General features: G+C 39.1%; 16 protein-coding genes. 10 read left to right on the plus strand and 6 right to left on the minus strand.

Annotated features, from left to right (window positions below):
* Positions 1–37 precede the first annotated feature (37 nt).
* Positions 38–2,077: a galactose oxidase early set domain-containing protein gene (locus ACIR131C_RS0111410; protein WP_028090298.1), complete on the minus strand. Its 2,040-nt coding sequence runs from the start codon at positions 2,075–2,077 to the stop codon at positions 38–40.
* A gap of 330 nt (positions 2,078–2,407) precedes the next feature.
* On the opposite strand from ACIR131C_RS0111410, the gene ACIR131C_RS0111415 reads away from it, so the two are divergent.
* From ACIR131C_RS0111415 to ACIR131C_RS24555, 6 genes are all read left to right on the plus strand, one after another.
* Positions 2,408–2,752, plus strand: a complete 345-nt coding sequence (locus tag ACIR131C_RS0111415; protein ID WP_028082862.1) for a rubredoxin — start codon at positions 2,408–2,410, stop codon at positions 2,750–2,752.
* 69 nt (positions 2,753–2,821) lie between these two features.
* Positions 2,822–3,841 carry a photosynthesis system II assembly factor Ycf48 gene (locus tag ACIR131C_RS0111420; RefSeq protein ID WP_028090299.1) on the plus strand — a complete coding sequence of 340 codons (1,020 nt, stop codon included), beginning with the start codon at positions 2,822–2,824 and terminating at the stop codon, positions 3,839–3,841.
* A 91-nt stretch (positions 3,842–3,932) separates the two neighbouring features.
* Complete coding sequence (gene psbE / locus ACIR131C_RS0111425; RefSeq protein WP_028082860.1) at positions 3,933–4,181, plus strand: cytochrome b559 subunit alpha; 249 nt, start codon at positions 3,933–3,935, stop codon at positions 4,179–4,181.
* A 9-nt stretch (positions 4,182–4,190) separates the two neighbouring features.
* A complete protein-coding gene (gene psbF, locus ACIR131C_RS0111430) occupies positions 4,191–4,328 on the plus strand; it encodes a cytochrome b559 subunit beta (protein ID WP_028082859.1) in 138 nt (45 codons plus the stop codon).
* A gap of 9 nt (positions 4,329–4,337) precedes the next feature.
* Positions 4,338–4,457, plus strand: a complete 120-nt coding sequence (gene psbL / locus ACIR131C_RS24550) for a photosystem II reaction center protein PsbL (protein WP_015081482.1) — start codon at positions 4,338–4,340, stop codon at positions 4,455–4,457.
* A 136-nt stretch (positions 4,458–4,593) separates the two neighbouring features.
* Positions 4,594–4,713: a photosystem II reaction center protein J gene (locus ACIR131C_RS24555; RefSeq protein WP_071604787.1), complete on the plus strand. Its 120-nt coding sequence runs from the start codon at positions 4,594–4,596 to the stop codon at positions 4,711–4,713.
* 184 nt (positions 4,714–4,897) lie between these two features.
* Here ACIR131C_RS24555 and ACIR131C_RS24560 read toward each other — a convergent pair whose 3' ends face one another.
* From ACIR131C_RS24560 to psbO, 5 genes are all read right to left on the minus strand, one after another.
* Positions 4,898–5,038 (minus strand): photosystem I reaction center subunit VIII, encoded by a 141-nt coding sequence (locus ACIR131C_RS24560; RefSeq protein WP_071604786.1) that lies wholly within the window; start codon positions 5,036–5,038, stop codon positions 4,898–4,900.
* 112 nt (positions 5,039–5,150) lie between these two features.
* Positions 5,151–5,387 (minus strand): hypothetical protein, encoded by a 237-nt coding sequence (locus tag ACIR131C_RS0111440; RefSeq protein ID WP_028090300.1) that lies wholly within the window; start codon positions 5,385–5,387, stop codon positions 5,151–5,153.
* A gap of 2 nt (positions 5,388–5,389) precedes the next feature.
* The gene (locus ACIR131C_RS22545; RefSeq protein WP_051347545.1) at positions 5,390–6,259 is read right to left on the minus strand and encodes a hypothetical protein; all 870 of its coding nucleotides are present in this window, start codon (positions 6,257–6,259) and stop codon (positions 5,390–5,392) included.
* Positions 6,260–6,455: 196 nt separating this feature from the next.
* On the minus strand, positions 6,456–7,226 hold the full coding sequence (locus ACIR131C_RS0111450; protein WP_028090301.1) for an RNA polymerase sigma factor SigF: 771 nt from the start codon (positions 7,224–7,226) through the stop codon (positions 6,456–6,458).
* A 572-nt stretch (positions 7,227–7,798) separates the two neighbouring features.
* A complete protein-coding gene (gene psbO, locus ACIR131C_RS0111460) occupies positions 7,799–8,629 on the minus strand; it encodes a photosystem II manganese-stabilizing polypeptide (protein ID WP_028090302.1) in 831 nt (276 codons plus the stop codon).
* Positions 8,630–9,489: 860 nt separating this feature from the next.
* Between psbO and ACIR131C_RS22550 the strand changes: the two genes are divergently transcribed.
* From ACIR131C_RS22550 to ACIR131C_RS0111485, 4 genes are all read left to right on the plus strand, one after another.
* On the plus strand, positions 9,490–11,016 hold the full coding sequence (locus tag ACIR131C_RS22550; RefSeq protein ID WP_051347546.1) for an AGE family epimerase/isomerase: 1,527 nt from the start codon (positions 9,490–9,492) through the stop codon (positions 11,014–11,016).
* Positions 11,017–11,107: 91 nt separating this feature from the next.
* Positions 11,108–11,626, plus strand: a complete 519-nt coding sequence (locus ACIR131C_RS0111470; RefSeq protein WP_035371878.1) for a 2,4'-dihydroxyacetophenone dioxygenase family protein — start codon at positions 11,108–11,110, stop codon at positions 11,624–11,626.
* Between the two features lie 123 nt (positions 11,627–11,749).
* Entirely contained in the window at positions 11,750–13,450 is a 1,701-nt protein-coding gene (locus ACIR131C_RS25100; RefSeq protein WP_081677189.1) for an ankyrin repeat domain-containing protein, read from the plus strand.
* A gap of 65 nt (positions 13,451–13,515) precedes the next feature.
* On the plus strand, positions 13,516–14,919 hold the full coding sequence (locus ACIR131C_RS0111485) for an alpha-amylase family glycosyl hydrolase (protein ID WP_196811756.1): 1,404 nt from the start codon (positions 13,516–13,518) through the stop codon (positions 14,917–14,919).
* Positions 14,920–15,167 lie beyond the last annotated feature (248 nt).

Below are 15,167 nucleotides of genomic sequence, written 5' to 3' on the forward strand. Positions count from 1 at the left end.
TTAGTCACAGCAACAGTGACTGGAAAGATTATTGTTTCTATTGTTCTAGTTTTACGAACTTGGCTTCCGATGGAACACCATCATCATTGACGTAAAACATCATATAGTAACCAGGTGGATACAAGTTGGCGTTTTTGGGTGCTGTAAATTTTACTGAAAGTTTATTTGGATTATTTGGATAGATCTCGAGTGATTTTATCTTTAAATCAGCCAGCCGTTGTCCAAAATCAAAGGAGTGAGTTCCTGAGCTTAATTTAATCAGCACTAGAGAACCTGATTTACTGGTAGTATTTAATACTACTTTGCCTCGTTCTCCATATTTCAGGGTCTCAGGAGCTTTGGTAAATTCTGGGCGTGGTCCTGCTTTCAACAAATAAGGAGGGGTAAAAATTTCTGCTTGCCAAGTTTCTGCGGGGACAAATGGTTCTGGATCACCATCTACAAAATATGCCTTGGGATCTTGGTAATACTTGTCTAAATCGAATGTTTGTACATTCCCGTCCTTGTCTTTGAATTGAGGTATTGTGTAGTAATTTTTCGGATCTGGTAAAACGTCAACATGAACCTTTCCATCTTTAGACCTAGCTGCACGACTAGGATTACCACCAATAACTAAAACACGAGCATCAGGTAATAAGACGGCATTATTATGATACAGTCTGGGGAATTTACCGGGATTCATTGCTTCGGTTTTATAGCCACTCGGTGATGATTTATCAGCAGTCATCAACAGTGGATCAAAAATAGGTTTGTATTCCCCATATTCACCACCATTAACTACTAAAATTTGTTTGGTGGGGAGAATTACAGCCTGACCCATAGCCCGGGGTTTATTAAGAAATTTAGGATATATTTTCCATTCCCCTTTTTCAGCAGACCAACGTTCTAAAGTATCAGCAGTTCTGACTCCTTTGGCTGCTAAATTGTAATTGTAGCTATTTTTTTCAAAGGAATCATTTTCTTTTTTACCCTGGTAAGGACGACCAAAGTTAATGTCATTAGTACCAATGATGCCTCCCATTAATAAGACATCACCTTCTTTATTAGGATCTAAGATTCCAGTTCCATAAACTTTGGATATCTCTTTTCTTTCAGGTCCAATTTCAAAACTGACAGTAAATTCCCCCTTACTATCCTTTGTGAGTGACATTAAATAGGTTTTGTTGCTTTCATGTATTTCCAGGGGAGATTTACCTGCACCATCACCTGTAATTAATAATTTGCCGTCAGGGGTGGGAAAAATGCGAGGATAAAGGTCAATGCTATCGTAAGCATCTATTTTTCTAGAAACTTGTTTATCATTGTAAGTGTAATTGTCTGTGTACTCGACTTTGGTATTGAAGGGACTATTTTCTACGTAAGTCAGATCAATGTATTGAAACTTTTTAGTTTTCGGGTCAAAGATTTCAATTGAAGGGGTGATCTGATTGGGTTTGTCATATTTCAAACCGGAAAAAATTACTATTTCCCCAGTTGCTAAAGTAATAGGCGTAGGATACCAACGTCCTTCTCTTAACTGACCAACTGTAGACCATGTTTTGGTTTGATCTTGTGGATTTTCTGTGTCCCACTTATATAAGTTGGTTTGTTTTGAACCCTCAAATTTTTCTCCTGGGTAATAACGATGAGAACCACTAATAAATAGTACGTTACCATCAGGTAAATGCAGGTTTGCTGAACAAAAAGGATCGTTGCTTTGTTTATTCTCTAGTGCGTTGGGTGAAGAAATGCGCTCAAATGTATTGGTTTTTGGGTCAAATAAGGCAGAATTATCAACTACTGCATAATCTCTTCCATTGACCCCATCAATAAATTTGTTACTTGTTCCCTCTTGAACTAATGTGTTACGGTTACTGCTACCATTGACTACTAATACTTTACCATTAGGTAGTAACGAAGTATGTACACCTTGCATCCAGTCTTTTTTATCTACGGGTAAAGGTACTGTTTGCCATTGTCCTTTACTGGCATTCTCGATATTGGCTGAAATTAAAGTGTCGGCTTTGACAATGTCTGGATTGATTATCAATCCTAAACAAGTCAGTAAAATTATGAGAAACTTTACTTTTCTACTCATTTTTTGAGTCTCTGTATTGGTGTTATCAATATGTACTACGTTGTGTAAAATAAGAACAAATTCGTTATTTTTTTTTAATATTTCTGCTTTTAATATGGGTTTTAAGTTAAAAATTTGTCGCCATTTATACTCTAGGCACTTATTCGACTTCTTTCAGCAACAACTGGGAGAGAAGTTAAATGTTAAGTAGTTTGCACTATATCTAAGGCTTGCTGAAGTTTTTCAGAGTTGATATTGTATTTAAATCCTTTTAGCGATAGAAAACTCCGGCAATTATGTCATAATTTGTAACGTATATTTAATAATTCCCCTGAAGCGAGACTATAAGCCATGAGTGAACAAGCTGAACAAGCTGTGGAAACTCCAGTATTAGACCGCTACGAGTGTCGTTCTTGCGGTTACGTTTATGAACCTGAGAAGGGAGACGACAAAAGCAATATTCCCCCAGGAACAGTTTTTGCAGAACTACCCGCAAATTGGCGCTGTCCAGTTTGTATAGCTAAGAAAACTGCTTTTGCGAATATTGGACCAGTAGGTACGGCCTCTGGTTTTAAGGAAAACTTAGGTTACGGTTTAGGTGTTAATACTCTCACACCAACTCAAAAGAACATTTTGATTTTTGGGGCTTTAGCCCTTGGCTTCTTGTTTTTTATTAGTCTCTACGGACTACAGTAAAAACCGCTATCTTGATTTACCGCACGGAAGATCTCATTTAACCTGAACTGGAAAACCTCAGTAATACTGATGCAATCAATTGTGAAAAAGTGGCAAGGATTTTTTGCCGCGTTAATAGTAGTTATGGCCTGTATCGGGTGTAGTAGTGTTCCTTCTATTAGCTACAATCCCTGGCAGGTGATTAATGTACCAACAAAGTCGAAATTGCTCGATATTGGCTTTGCTGGTAACTCCCAACATGGTTATTTAGTGGGTAGTAATGCCACTCTTTTGGAAACTAATGATGGTGGTGAGACTTGGCAACCGCTAAAATTAGAATTGGATGATCCTAGATACCGTTTTAACTCTGTCAGTTTTTTCGGTCAAGAGGGCTGGATTGCTGGAGAACCTTCTCTCTTACTCCATACTACTGATGAAGGTAAGTCCTGGTCACGAATCGCTTTAAGCGAAAAGTTACCCGGTAGCCCCATTGCTATTACAGCCATAGGTGCAAATACGGCGGAAATGGCCACCGATTTGGGGGCAATTTACCAAACTACAGATGGTGGTCAAAATTGGAAAGCTAATCTGGAAGCAGCCTTTGGTGTAGTACGTAACATCGAGCGATCGCCTGATGGTAAGTATATCGCTGTTTCTGCTAAGGGTAGTTTTTACTCGACTTGGGAGCCTGGTCAAAATGCTTGGCAACCCCATAACCGCAATAGTTCCCGCCGTTTGGAAAATATGGGTTTCACTCAGGATGGACAATTGTGGTTATTGGCACGAGGTGGACAGGTTCAATTCAGTGATCCTACTAAACCGGAAGATTGGCTAGAGCCGACATATCCAGAGTTGTCCACAAGTTGGGGTTTACTGGATTTGGCTTATCGCACACCTGATGAAATTTGGGTTGGCGGTGGTAGTGGTAATTTACTCAGCAGTGCTGATGGTGGGAAAACCTGGACAAAAGACCGTGATGTAGAAAAAGTAGCCGCTAATTTTTACAAAATTGTCTTCTTTAAGCCCGATCAAGGTTTTATAATTGGCGATCGCGGCGTTTTACTCAAATATAACCCCAAAGCAGAGCCAACAACAGCCCCAGCAGCTTAATTACACTCAACTCAACTGTGGGATGTAACTGAAGTCTCAACTTTGTAGGATAATAAACTCAATCATTGTTTTTGAGAAGGGAGTGAAATAAATGGCAGGTACCACTGGAGAACGTCCGTTTTCTGACATTGTTACCAGTATTCGTTACTGGGTAATTCACAGCATCACCATCCCCGCACTATTTGTCGCCGGTTGGTTATTTGTCAGCACTGGTCTGGCTTATGATGTTTTTGGTACACCACGTCCTAATGAGTATTTTACTCAGGTTCGTCAAGAAGTACCAATTGTGAAAAACCGTTTTGAAGCAAAACAACAAGTAGAAACCTTTATTGGAAAGTAATTTGACATCATGGCTAGCGGTAATAACATCAATCAACCAGTTACCTATCCCATTTTTACAGTCAGATGGCTTGCGGTTCATACCCTAGCTGTCCCTACTGTATTCTTTTTGGGCGCGATCGCTTCAATGCAATTTATTCAACGCTAGGAGTTAATCATGGAAAGAACGCCTAATCCTAATCAACAACCAGTTGAATTAAACCGTACCTCTCTCTATCTAGGACTACTCTTGGTCTTCGTGCTGGGAATTTTATTTTCCAGTTACTTCTTTAACTAACTGGGCTTTTGATAACGTCAGTTGCTAGTTAGGTAACAGGTGGGAGAAAATTCTCAACTGACAACTGACGAATGACAACTGACGAATGACAACTGACGACTGACAACTGACAATTTTTGTAAGTGAGGAAAAAACTGTGTCTGGAAGTGGAAGAATTCCCCTGTGGGTCGTCGCTACGATCGCAGGTTTAGGTGTCATCACTGTTGTAGGTATCTTCTTTTATGGATCTTACGCAGGAATTGGTTCTTCAATGTAATGCTACCGGAAAAAAGGCAGCAATTAAAAATACAAAAGACTAAATTTTTGCTTGATCATCATTTTTGAAATCCTGCTTCAGAAATTATCATAAAAACCGCCTACCTCATAGAGATAGGCGGTTTTGTTAGTTTCTAAATAGGTAATTAGCGTAAAAACTAAGTAACCAATTACCCATAGCCTAATTAAGCAATATCTTCACTTTCAATGTATGAAAACAAAAATGCGAAAATTACTGCTGGTAAAACTAAGCCGGTGAGAGGAACGAAAATAGAAGGCAAAAAGGAGGAATAAGCCAACACAGTGGGCAAAAATGAACTTGACATGATGATAAAGTCCTGTAAAGTCTGACTACAATTCAAATTGAGCTTACTGCAAAATCTTCCCCAATTTGCTAAATCATCAAGATTTTTAACAGAAGTTACTAAAAAATGCGGTTTAGCGGTTTTGATAGTAACCTACTATTTGCTTAAATCTTTGTTTATCTTCCTCATGAGCGTTTGGTAGCCACGAAATCCATAAACCAGCAATTTGACTTTCGTTATAATCAAACTCTAAAGATGTTTGAGAAATTAATCCCACTTCTACCCCTGCTAACTGATTTAGATGGGCTGCTATTTCTCGATATACCGCCAAAGGTAAACCAGGAAATTCTATTTTCTCTTGTATTTCCATATCTATAAATCTCTGACAAAATTTTCCTGCGGCTTTTGCACCACAGTATAATTACTAGCAGATGCTTTAGTTAAAGGTTTAGATTCTTCCACAGGTTTTTCTCCCACCTGTTTGACAACTTCAATCCCATACTCTTCTAAAATTACGGTGGGATTACTGCCTTGACGCATTTCAATACGTTTCACTAATACGCCATTCATCAGTCTTTGTCCCGGTTGTACATATCTACTGGTTGGCTCATTCGGTGCTTTAATAATTGCTTGGGGTACTTCACCAATCGAAACTATACCAGTCACAACAACTTCTCTAGCTATTTTTGGCTGTGGTGCTAGTGGTAGATTAGTTTTTTTTGTCGGTTTTTGCTCGATTGGCTTTAGTTGTGACAAATTGGGTCTGAAAGCGACTACTTTAGTTACTGGTTTAGCAGCGGATTTACTAGCCAGTACGGTCTTTAGTGTCGCTTTTTGCTCCATTGCACTTAAGTTTGCCGACTTGGCCGTTGTATTTATTGGTTGTTGTTTGATTATAGTAGGTAAAGGCAATAATGTAGGAACTGAGATTTTTGTCCTTGGGTCCACAATTTGCCCAAAGGGGTCTGTTCGTCCTTTTTGTATGACCAGTAATCGTTCTGCACCTTTAGTCGGTGGAATCAAAGTGCCAACAGATTCACGATTCGTAACCGGTCTAGAATACACCATAGGATTATTCAAAACCAATAAAGATTGTGGTGGTTTTGTCTGCTGGGTAGTTGGTTCAGGACTAACAGTAGTGCTATTGGGCGTTTCACCTATCGTACATCCAGTCAGCGATAAGGTTGTTAAAATAGTTGCGGCTGCAATAGCTGTGGCTGTAATATATGAATTTGTAATCATTAACTTCTCTTAAAAACTATAGGGCGGTTCGTTTGTGGGTTGAATCACTCAGGCTTGAACTTAGTTCTTCAAGATACTCAGACATAAAGCACTGAATGTAGCTAAACAATATAAAAACTTCACCAGATTGATTAAGTGCGTGGTCTTAACTAACATTTGTTATATTACCAGCATCAACTAAAATTAACAACTAACTTTACCCGTCATCCATAATATTTCTCAATAATTCCAGCCCCTTCTTAACGCGCCTGGAAACTGTTACAACACTAATATTCAGAAGTTCTGCTACCTCTTTTTGGGTGAACTCATGAAAAAAAACATACTCAACAACTTCACGAGTCAGTTTTTCTAACTTAACCAAGGCTTGTTGTAAACGAATTTGATCCTCTTGGGCTAATTGAAAACTGCGATACTGAGGATCTGGAACTAATTCACCCAAACAAGTGCAACCTTCTTCTCCATCTTTTATAGGTACATCTAGACTCAAGGGTGTGCGGTTAATCAATGCTAATTTAATTTCTTCCCATTCACTTAGAGAAATTTTCAATGCAGCCGCTAATTCGCTATCCGTCGGTTGACGATGATATTCCTCCCTCATAGACCGGCAAACCGCGACAGCTTTTTGTTGGATTCCTAGCCAGTGCCTGGGTATTTTCACAGTTACACTTTTATCTCGTAGATAGTGTTGAATTTCACCACGAATGTAGGGTACGGCATAGGAACTAAATGCATTTCCCAAAGAAAGTTCAAATTTCTCAATGGCTTTAATTAAGCCTATACAACCTACCTGTAGCAGATCCTCATAGCTTTCATGGCACTGATTAACCCAATAATAAGCTTCTTTTCTCACTAGTCCAAAATTGAGTTCCACCAATTGATTGCGGACTTTTTCCGAGGGGGACTGCTGGTACTCTCGCAACAACTGTGAAATTTGATGTTTTAGTTCGTCGGCGGCTATTTTAGACATAAAATTTGAGTTTTTAAGTGAATTTGGAATCTGTTAATTAACCCCTTCCTTGTTCTAGACATCAGAACTATATTCAAATAGCTATTGACATAGGTTATATGAAACTATCTCCAGAGAAATCTTGGCTACATGAAATATTATTCCATGGTTTAGTCCACACATTGGAAGTTAATGAAACCACTGCTATGGAATGAAAATATACAATTAGCAATTAAATAATAAACCGGAATTGTACCCAATTAAATTAATTAACAATCAGATTTACTTATATTTCTGGAGAATTTGAGAAGATTTAATGATTATTAGCCTTAAACCCTAGTTTCCGAAAAAAAACCAAGCAGCACCTCGTTATTAATGTGCTACTTGGTTAAGGGAATTCCACAAATAATTTCTTAGGTAGGTTAGGTAAGATGCCTATTCTCCAAACATATTGGAGTGGGAGCTTTTTTTGATGTGGGATTCTCTAAAATTTATTTTATACAATTCATGGATGTATGTGAGAATATTAACTTACCAAAATCTGGATATATTTTTACACTTCCATGATGTTGTATAAATATTTAATCAGTAATTTAGGACTGAGGCTCAATGCGACCGTAGAACAAACCACGAATCTTCACTTCTTTAGGTTCACCTGCGCCTAAATCTGTATCAGAAGGTTGTTCACTTTCAAAAGTCCCAGCGATTTCACCGGAAGTGTTATCAACTTTGGCTACCTGCAAAGAAATTTTGCCCTTGAGAACTTCTGCCCGCTTAACGTTAGTACGGGTTAATTCTTCATCATCAGCTTGGGCTGGTAAAGCCACAGCATTATCGTAGCCACTAACAACACCACGACCTTTAGGATCTAAGAAAGCAGCACCACGATAGGAAGGGACTTTAAAAGTTCCTTCAAAGTCAGTGGATGTATTGATGCTAGTTAAATTAGGTTGTGTTTGTGCGACTAAATTTTTGATGGTAAATAAGAAAGGTACTAGTTCACCACCGGGGAGCTTAACGGTGATAGCTTGGAAGTCAAGACCATCTTTTTCTGTAAAAGTCAAGCTATTATCTGAGTTGACGGTTAGCTTACCTTGTACTTGGTCAATGGTAGAAGTATATCTGGTCATAACTTTACCAGGAACAAATTCTGCTTCTTGACGTTTGTTAGCAGGTTCTTCTTTAACAAAGAAATTAGTGGGTTCTAAACAAAGTTCTTTGATAGAATACGTTACGTTAGGATCAACTGCAATAGAACCACGGCTAGTTTCTGCTAGTTGGGGGCATTTGTTAGCCAAACCAGTGCCGCGAATTTGTTCGTAAGTGAGTACATCACTCACGCTGGTAGAGGGCGCATCACTACAAGCAGTGACTAGTCCCAAGCATAGAGCGAAGAAAGCAACAATTAAAGCGCGATACCTCATGGTCAACCTCAATCTCAAAAATTAATATCTAAGTTGTCAAACTGGTTTACTAAACGTACTTAAACGCATTGCGTTTCTGAGTCTAGAATTCAAACCATAGACTAAGCAATGAACCGCATCCATTTGCGATTATGTATGTGTTGCCAGTACATACAATAAACGTATTTGGATAAGGAAATTAGCCAGATCATACGACTTTTTTTAACTCAAAATCAAAGCACTCTAGTGGTCAAATCCTGCCGTAATACAGAACGGATTATGGAAAAGCCTTCTCTACCTTACCACCAAGGATTCTTGTTACCTAAGAATAGCCAGAAAGTTATATGTTCGGAAGTCAGAAGTCAGGCTTCACGTCATATTTCTTGAAAGTTGGGAGTGAAAGTAAGAGTGCTGGTTGGCTATCGGCCTAATTTTTATCATTTATACAAGTGCATACGGCAACATTCTAGTGTGGAACTAAGGAATGTAAATTAAATAAAGTACAACTCTTAATTTAAGTTATCTCATGTTGGGTTACGCTGTTGCTTCACCCGATCTATATATGACTTACGCATAAGTTAAGCAATAAACGAACCACTCCAAGCACAGAGAACACGGAGAAAAGGGAATTTAGGGAGGTATATTTTGAGTAAGTCCTGCCATCTATAAAAAACTGTAAAGTTTTTTTACCAGCAACTAGTTTCTTTAAAACTCCTGTGATATTTTATCTTTGTACTCATAAATAGTGAGTTTCAAGGTAAATTTTTATTTTGAAGCAAGCTCTTTATTATACCAATTTTTTACCGATGTTGTCTTTGATAAATCGTAAAGTAGCCAGTAGGGCCTTGTTAAAGAAGACTCTTAGCCTGTGTTTATGTGCAGTGTTTTTTCTTCTATCTCTGGAAGTTCCCACAGCACAGGCTTTAGTTGAGTCTAAACAGTACCCTGTCAACAATATAGGACTTATAATCAATGCTGTACCCAAAGGAGATAGATGGTTAGAGCATCTTAACGAGGATCTTTTACCTTTTTGGACAAAAGATACAGCCCTTGGGGACAATGGCAACTTTCCCACCTATAGATGCAATGATGGCTCTTTATATGACAAAGCTAAACCTTGTATAGAATTGGCAGAACCAATTCCAGGCATCGTTAAACTCGACAGAGAATATGTAAGAGCCAAGTCAAGACAAGTTTTTGCCTATGGTGTGGCCTATAACCTGACTGGAAATAGAGAATATCTCAGCTATGCTAAAGCAGGTGTGGATTATTTACGGGCTAATGCATTGGTTGAATCTGGAGTTAAAGGAGCCTTTACCTACTTTGATGAAACAGGAAAGGGGCAACCTAAACGGAAAAGGCGCATCAGTCAAGATATGACCTATGCTCTTTCTGGATTAGCATTTTACTACTATCTGACCAGAGATACTCAGGTTTTACAGGAAATAGTGAATGTTAAAAACTACATTTTTAAGTATTACTACGATCAAGAATGGGATTTAATTTCCTGGGCAAAAGCTGACTATATAGATTACAAAAATCCCGATGGTACTGTAGAGACAGTTAGCACTCAACAGAGAGAACTAGTAGCGCAACTGGATCAAATTTACGCTTACATGATGTTGCTCACACCGATTTTACCCAGCGAATTTAAAGGTGAGAAACTCCAGCAACAGTGGAAAGATGATTTAGTGCATGTTGCCACCATCATGAGCGAACAATTCTACAGTCCTGATAAAAATATTTTCTGGGGAGCGATTACCGATTCTAAGAACAAGAAATTAGCCACAGATCATACAGATTTCGGTCACTCCATTAAAACCTTGTGGTTAATTTATGAAGTTGGCAAATTAACCGGACACTACGATTTAGTCTTGTTTGCTCAAGAAGCAGCCCCAAAAATCCTAGAAGCAGCTTATTTAGAAGATGGTACTTGGGGACGTAGAATCAATGAATATGGACAAGTAGAAAGAGATAAAGAGTGGTGGATTTTAGCAGAGTTAGACCAGGTTGCTGCTACTTTAAGCCTCAGAGATCCATCCTACGCCAAATATCTACCAACAACTTATGGTTACTGGTTTGAATACATGGTAGATCATAAAAATAAAGGAGTTTGGCATTGGGTAAATGCTGCTGACAACAAACCTGATATCCATTTTCCCAAACAACACTCCTGGAAAAATGCTTTCCATACCTTTGAACACGCAATTGTTGGCTATTTAACTGGACAAGAAATTCACGATTTGCCCAGTACCTTATATTTTGCCTTCCAAAATGGAACTCCTGATTACACTCGAATCCGTCCCTATACCTACGCGGCAAAAGTGAAATCAGTAGAAGAAATACTCGATTCTGAAGGATATCCAGCATTCAAAAAACAAAAAGTGACATTTACCGACATCCGGTAAGAAATTAGCCACCCAAGACATAGTTATAAATCAGGTAACTATGTCTTGATCAAACTATCACCATTAACTCTGTAATGAGGAAAATAAATCTATGACTATCCAACATTTCAAGTTTTTTAATGATGGATTAAAGCCAGAACAGAGGTTGCGTAATGAGTACATGACCAACACCTGTTTAGATGACGATCGCCTATGGATTCCTTATGGTGAAGGGACTTGGTTTCAAGCTTGTCACTTTAATGTGACTACTGGTGGTTTTGCTAATGTCCTGAAGATTTTACCAGGAAAACAACTGGACACTCACTACCACATTAGTACAGTACATGGTTTCACCATCCGGGGTAAATGGGGATATAAGGAACACGACTGGATAGCTACCCCCGGATCTTATATTTTTGAACCTCCTGGAGAACTGCACACATTATATGTACCAGCAGACTCTCCAGAACCAATGGTAACTTTCTTTGCCCTTTCTGGTGGTCTGATCTATACCCATCCCGATGGTTCTTTTGCTGGTTATGACGATGGTTTTACCCTATTGGAAATGGCACGGAAACATTATCGCAACGTAGGTTTAGATGAGTCTTTGATTGATGCCATGATTCGTTAAGGTAAGACATCAAAAAATAAAGATATAAAGATATAGTTGCCACTTCCACAACTATATCTTTATCTTAATTAAATCAGAAGCCAGCAATGGCAGCCGAAAATCTTTTAGCAATTAAAATCAAACATGAGTGTTAATACACAAGGACTTAATTTGGCATTAGTTACAGCAGTGGAAACCAACAACTTAACCACTGTGATTGATTTAATCAAAAAAGGGGTTGATGTCAACAAACGAGGACCTTTACCCCTGACCCCATTGATGATTGCTGCTGGTCGCGGTTATGTACAGATGACCCAGACTCTTTTGGATGCAGGAGCAGATGTTAATGTCATTGATAGTGTGACGGGAGCTTCTCCATTACATAAAGCTGCTCAAAGTGGTGTTGTGGAAGTAGCGAGAATACTCCTAAAACATGGAGCTTTTTTGAATCTGCAATCTGCCATTGTGGGACATACACCTTTAATTGATGCAGTGTGGTCTAAAAAGCCGCCGATGGTGAAATTCTTATTGGATCAAGGAGCAATCATCAACATCAAGGGACATCATGGTGCTGACGTTTGGGAATTTGCCAGCAATGAAGAAACTTGGACGGCTGGTTTTACTGCTCCTGGTCAAGAAAGCTGGGGTAAGTCCATTCGGCAAATGTTAGAGGAGCGTCAAAAGACAGATGAACAAGCCCAGAAACAGCCATTAATGCAAGCTGTATCGGATGGGAACTTAGCGGCTGTAAAAAGCTTGATTGCTCAAGGGGTAGATGTTAACGAGTCTTCACCAATAGTCGGTGGAGGTAATGATGGACAAACACCCTTATTAGTTGCCTGTTTCTTAGGTCATACAGAGATAGTTCTAGAACTGTTAAAAGCTGGAGCTAGTCCTTATATTGTGGATTACTTGATGAAGGCAACTCCTGCTCACAAAGGTGCTTATGCGGGAAGACCAGAAGCTGTGAAAGCTCTGATGGAAAATAGCAAAGTTGATCTTTTAGCTCAAGGACCATACAACGGCTATACAGCACTGCATGATGCTACTTGGCATGGTCATACAGAAGTGGTGAAAGTTCTTTTGAATGCCAATGTTCCTTTAAATCTTCAAGGACATGATGGTAAAACTCCACTAGACCTAGCTATTGAGTATGGGTATAAAGATATTGAGGCACTAATTAGGATGAAGATGCAATTTCCTGGTACACCATTAAAAGGAAAAAAAGTAGCTGTCCTGGTGGAAACAGAGTATATCCCTGACGAAATTGAATATTACAAAAATGGATTTCCTGCTCTGGGGGCAGAAGTAGACTTTTTATCTTACCTTTGGGGTAAGGAAAGTCGTACCATCGTCAGCGATATAGATAATCCTGACAAGCAATTGCATAAGATGGTAGTCACCAAAGATGTTGCCAACTACGATCCCAATGATTATGACATCGTATTGATGTCTGCTAACTATTGTGCTGTCAGACTCCGGGAAATTCCCCCAATGGGAAATATTGGCAGTCCAGGAGAATTGCAGAAGCCTCCAGCAGTGCAGTTCTATAAAAAAGCAATGGCCAACAAACGCATTATCAAAGGCGCTCTTTGTCATGGCTTGTGGATTTTAACCCCTTGTCCAGAAGTATTAAAAGGACGCAAGGTTATTTGCCATACTGTTGTGCTGTCAGATATTGTTAATGCTGGTGCAACCTTTGTATCAAATCAAGGTTATGTGGTTGTTGATGGTGATTTAGTAACTGCTCGTTCAGCAGCGAATCTGAAAGAATATTTCAACACCATTGTGAAACTAGCTACTAAGGGTGTTTCCCCAAATTGCGAATATCAAAGATTGCTGTAGGATAGTCTATTGTCCTACTAGTCCATTTAATATTTCAACAACTTTTGAAAATTCAAGGTGAGTTTGTGACTAAATCAATTCGGTCTTTATTCAAAAACTGTGCAAGTTTTGTTGCTGTTTGTTTTGCTGCACTGACAATTACACTGACTTGTTACACTCCATCAGCGAAAGCAGATGCCATCTATCACGCCTTCGATGAATGTTTTGCTAATATCAAAGCCGAACTACCCAAAATTGAAGCCGCAGGATACGATTACATCCAAGTTTCCCCCCCTAATACAACCGCCTCACGGGATGATGATGCTTGCACTTCAGACAAATACTGGTACATACAGTATCAACCCCTTGATTATGTCCTAGAGGGAAATCTGGGAACTGAGCAAGAGTTAAAGGATTTGATTAATGCGGCTCATGAAAAAGGCATTAAGGTGATTGCTGATGTCGTCTTGAATCACCTGGCTAATTACAAAAACGTTGCTGGTCACGAGATCAAACCTTTCCCCACAGCCTATCCTATATTCCAGGAGCCGGAATACTTTCATAACAAAGAATGTATCAAGGACTACAATAATTCCTGGGAAGTGGAAAATAATTGGTTATGCAGTCAAGATGACCCAGAGGGATTACCTGACCTGAAAACGGGTTTGCCCTATGTGCAAGAGCAACAACAGAACTATCTGAAAAAACTACTTGATTTTGGATTCGATGGTTTACGTTTTGACGCTGCCAAGCACATTTCTCGCCAGGATATGCAGAAAATCCTTGCCGTGATCCCTAGTGACAAGCTTTACTATGGTGAGGTCATTGGTAAGGATTATGGTGAGAGCATGAGTTATATCCCTGTTTTTCCCAAAGTAACAGATTTTCAACTGGTCAATACCTTAAAAGCTGCTTTCGGTTTTGGAGGAGATTTGCGCTCTTTAGTCAACCCATCAGATACCCAACGTGCTTTGCCTGGTAAGGATGCTGTTACCTTTGCTCGCAATCATGATACTTGGGCTCCAGGACAGTTTGATAATTGGAAATTTGATGATGGGGATTTACCCTTAGCAACAGCTTATGTATTGGCGATTAACGAAGGAACACCCCTGATTTTGAATTTTGATGCCTTCAACCCTACAGTTGTTGCTGCTACTAAATTTCATAAGAAGATGGACGCACAACCTCAATACTATCGCAATGGTAATGAAATTGCTGCTAATGCGGACAATCCCAATTTACTCTTTATCGAGCGAGGAAATAAAGGTTTAGCCATTATCAATAAAGCTGGTGAAACATTTGATTTTAAAGCTGCAAAAATACCCGGTTTAGAAGTTGGCTGCTATGACGAATTACAGTATAACTTCAAAATGTGTGTGGCTAAGGGAGATGATGGTCAAAAATACATTACTGAGTGGGGTTCAAAGAATCGTGGAGGCATAGAGATAGGACCACGCACGGCTCTTTTCTTTGTCAAGGCCGAGGCATAATTTGAGACGATAATTATTATTTTTGTCTCAGTAATAATTTTTAACCTTTGTGGAAAATTGCGATCGCTTTAATTTTAGGCGATCGTATTTTTTATTTGGCAATATTTATTGTAACACACATTCTGCATTCTAGAGTATTTATGCTTAGTTGCAAACTGGAATGCTCCCGTACATACTCCAATATTTACAGCACTTCCCGATGTTATGAGGTACAAGAACCCCACCCCCAACCCCCTCCCCGCTTGCGG

It is taken from the genome of Dolichospermum circinale AWQC131C (assembly GCF_000426905.1).
Lineage (GTDB): Bacteria > Cyanobacteriota > Cyanobacteriia > Cyanobacteriales > Nostocaceae > Dolichospermum > Dolichospermum circinale.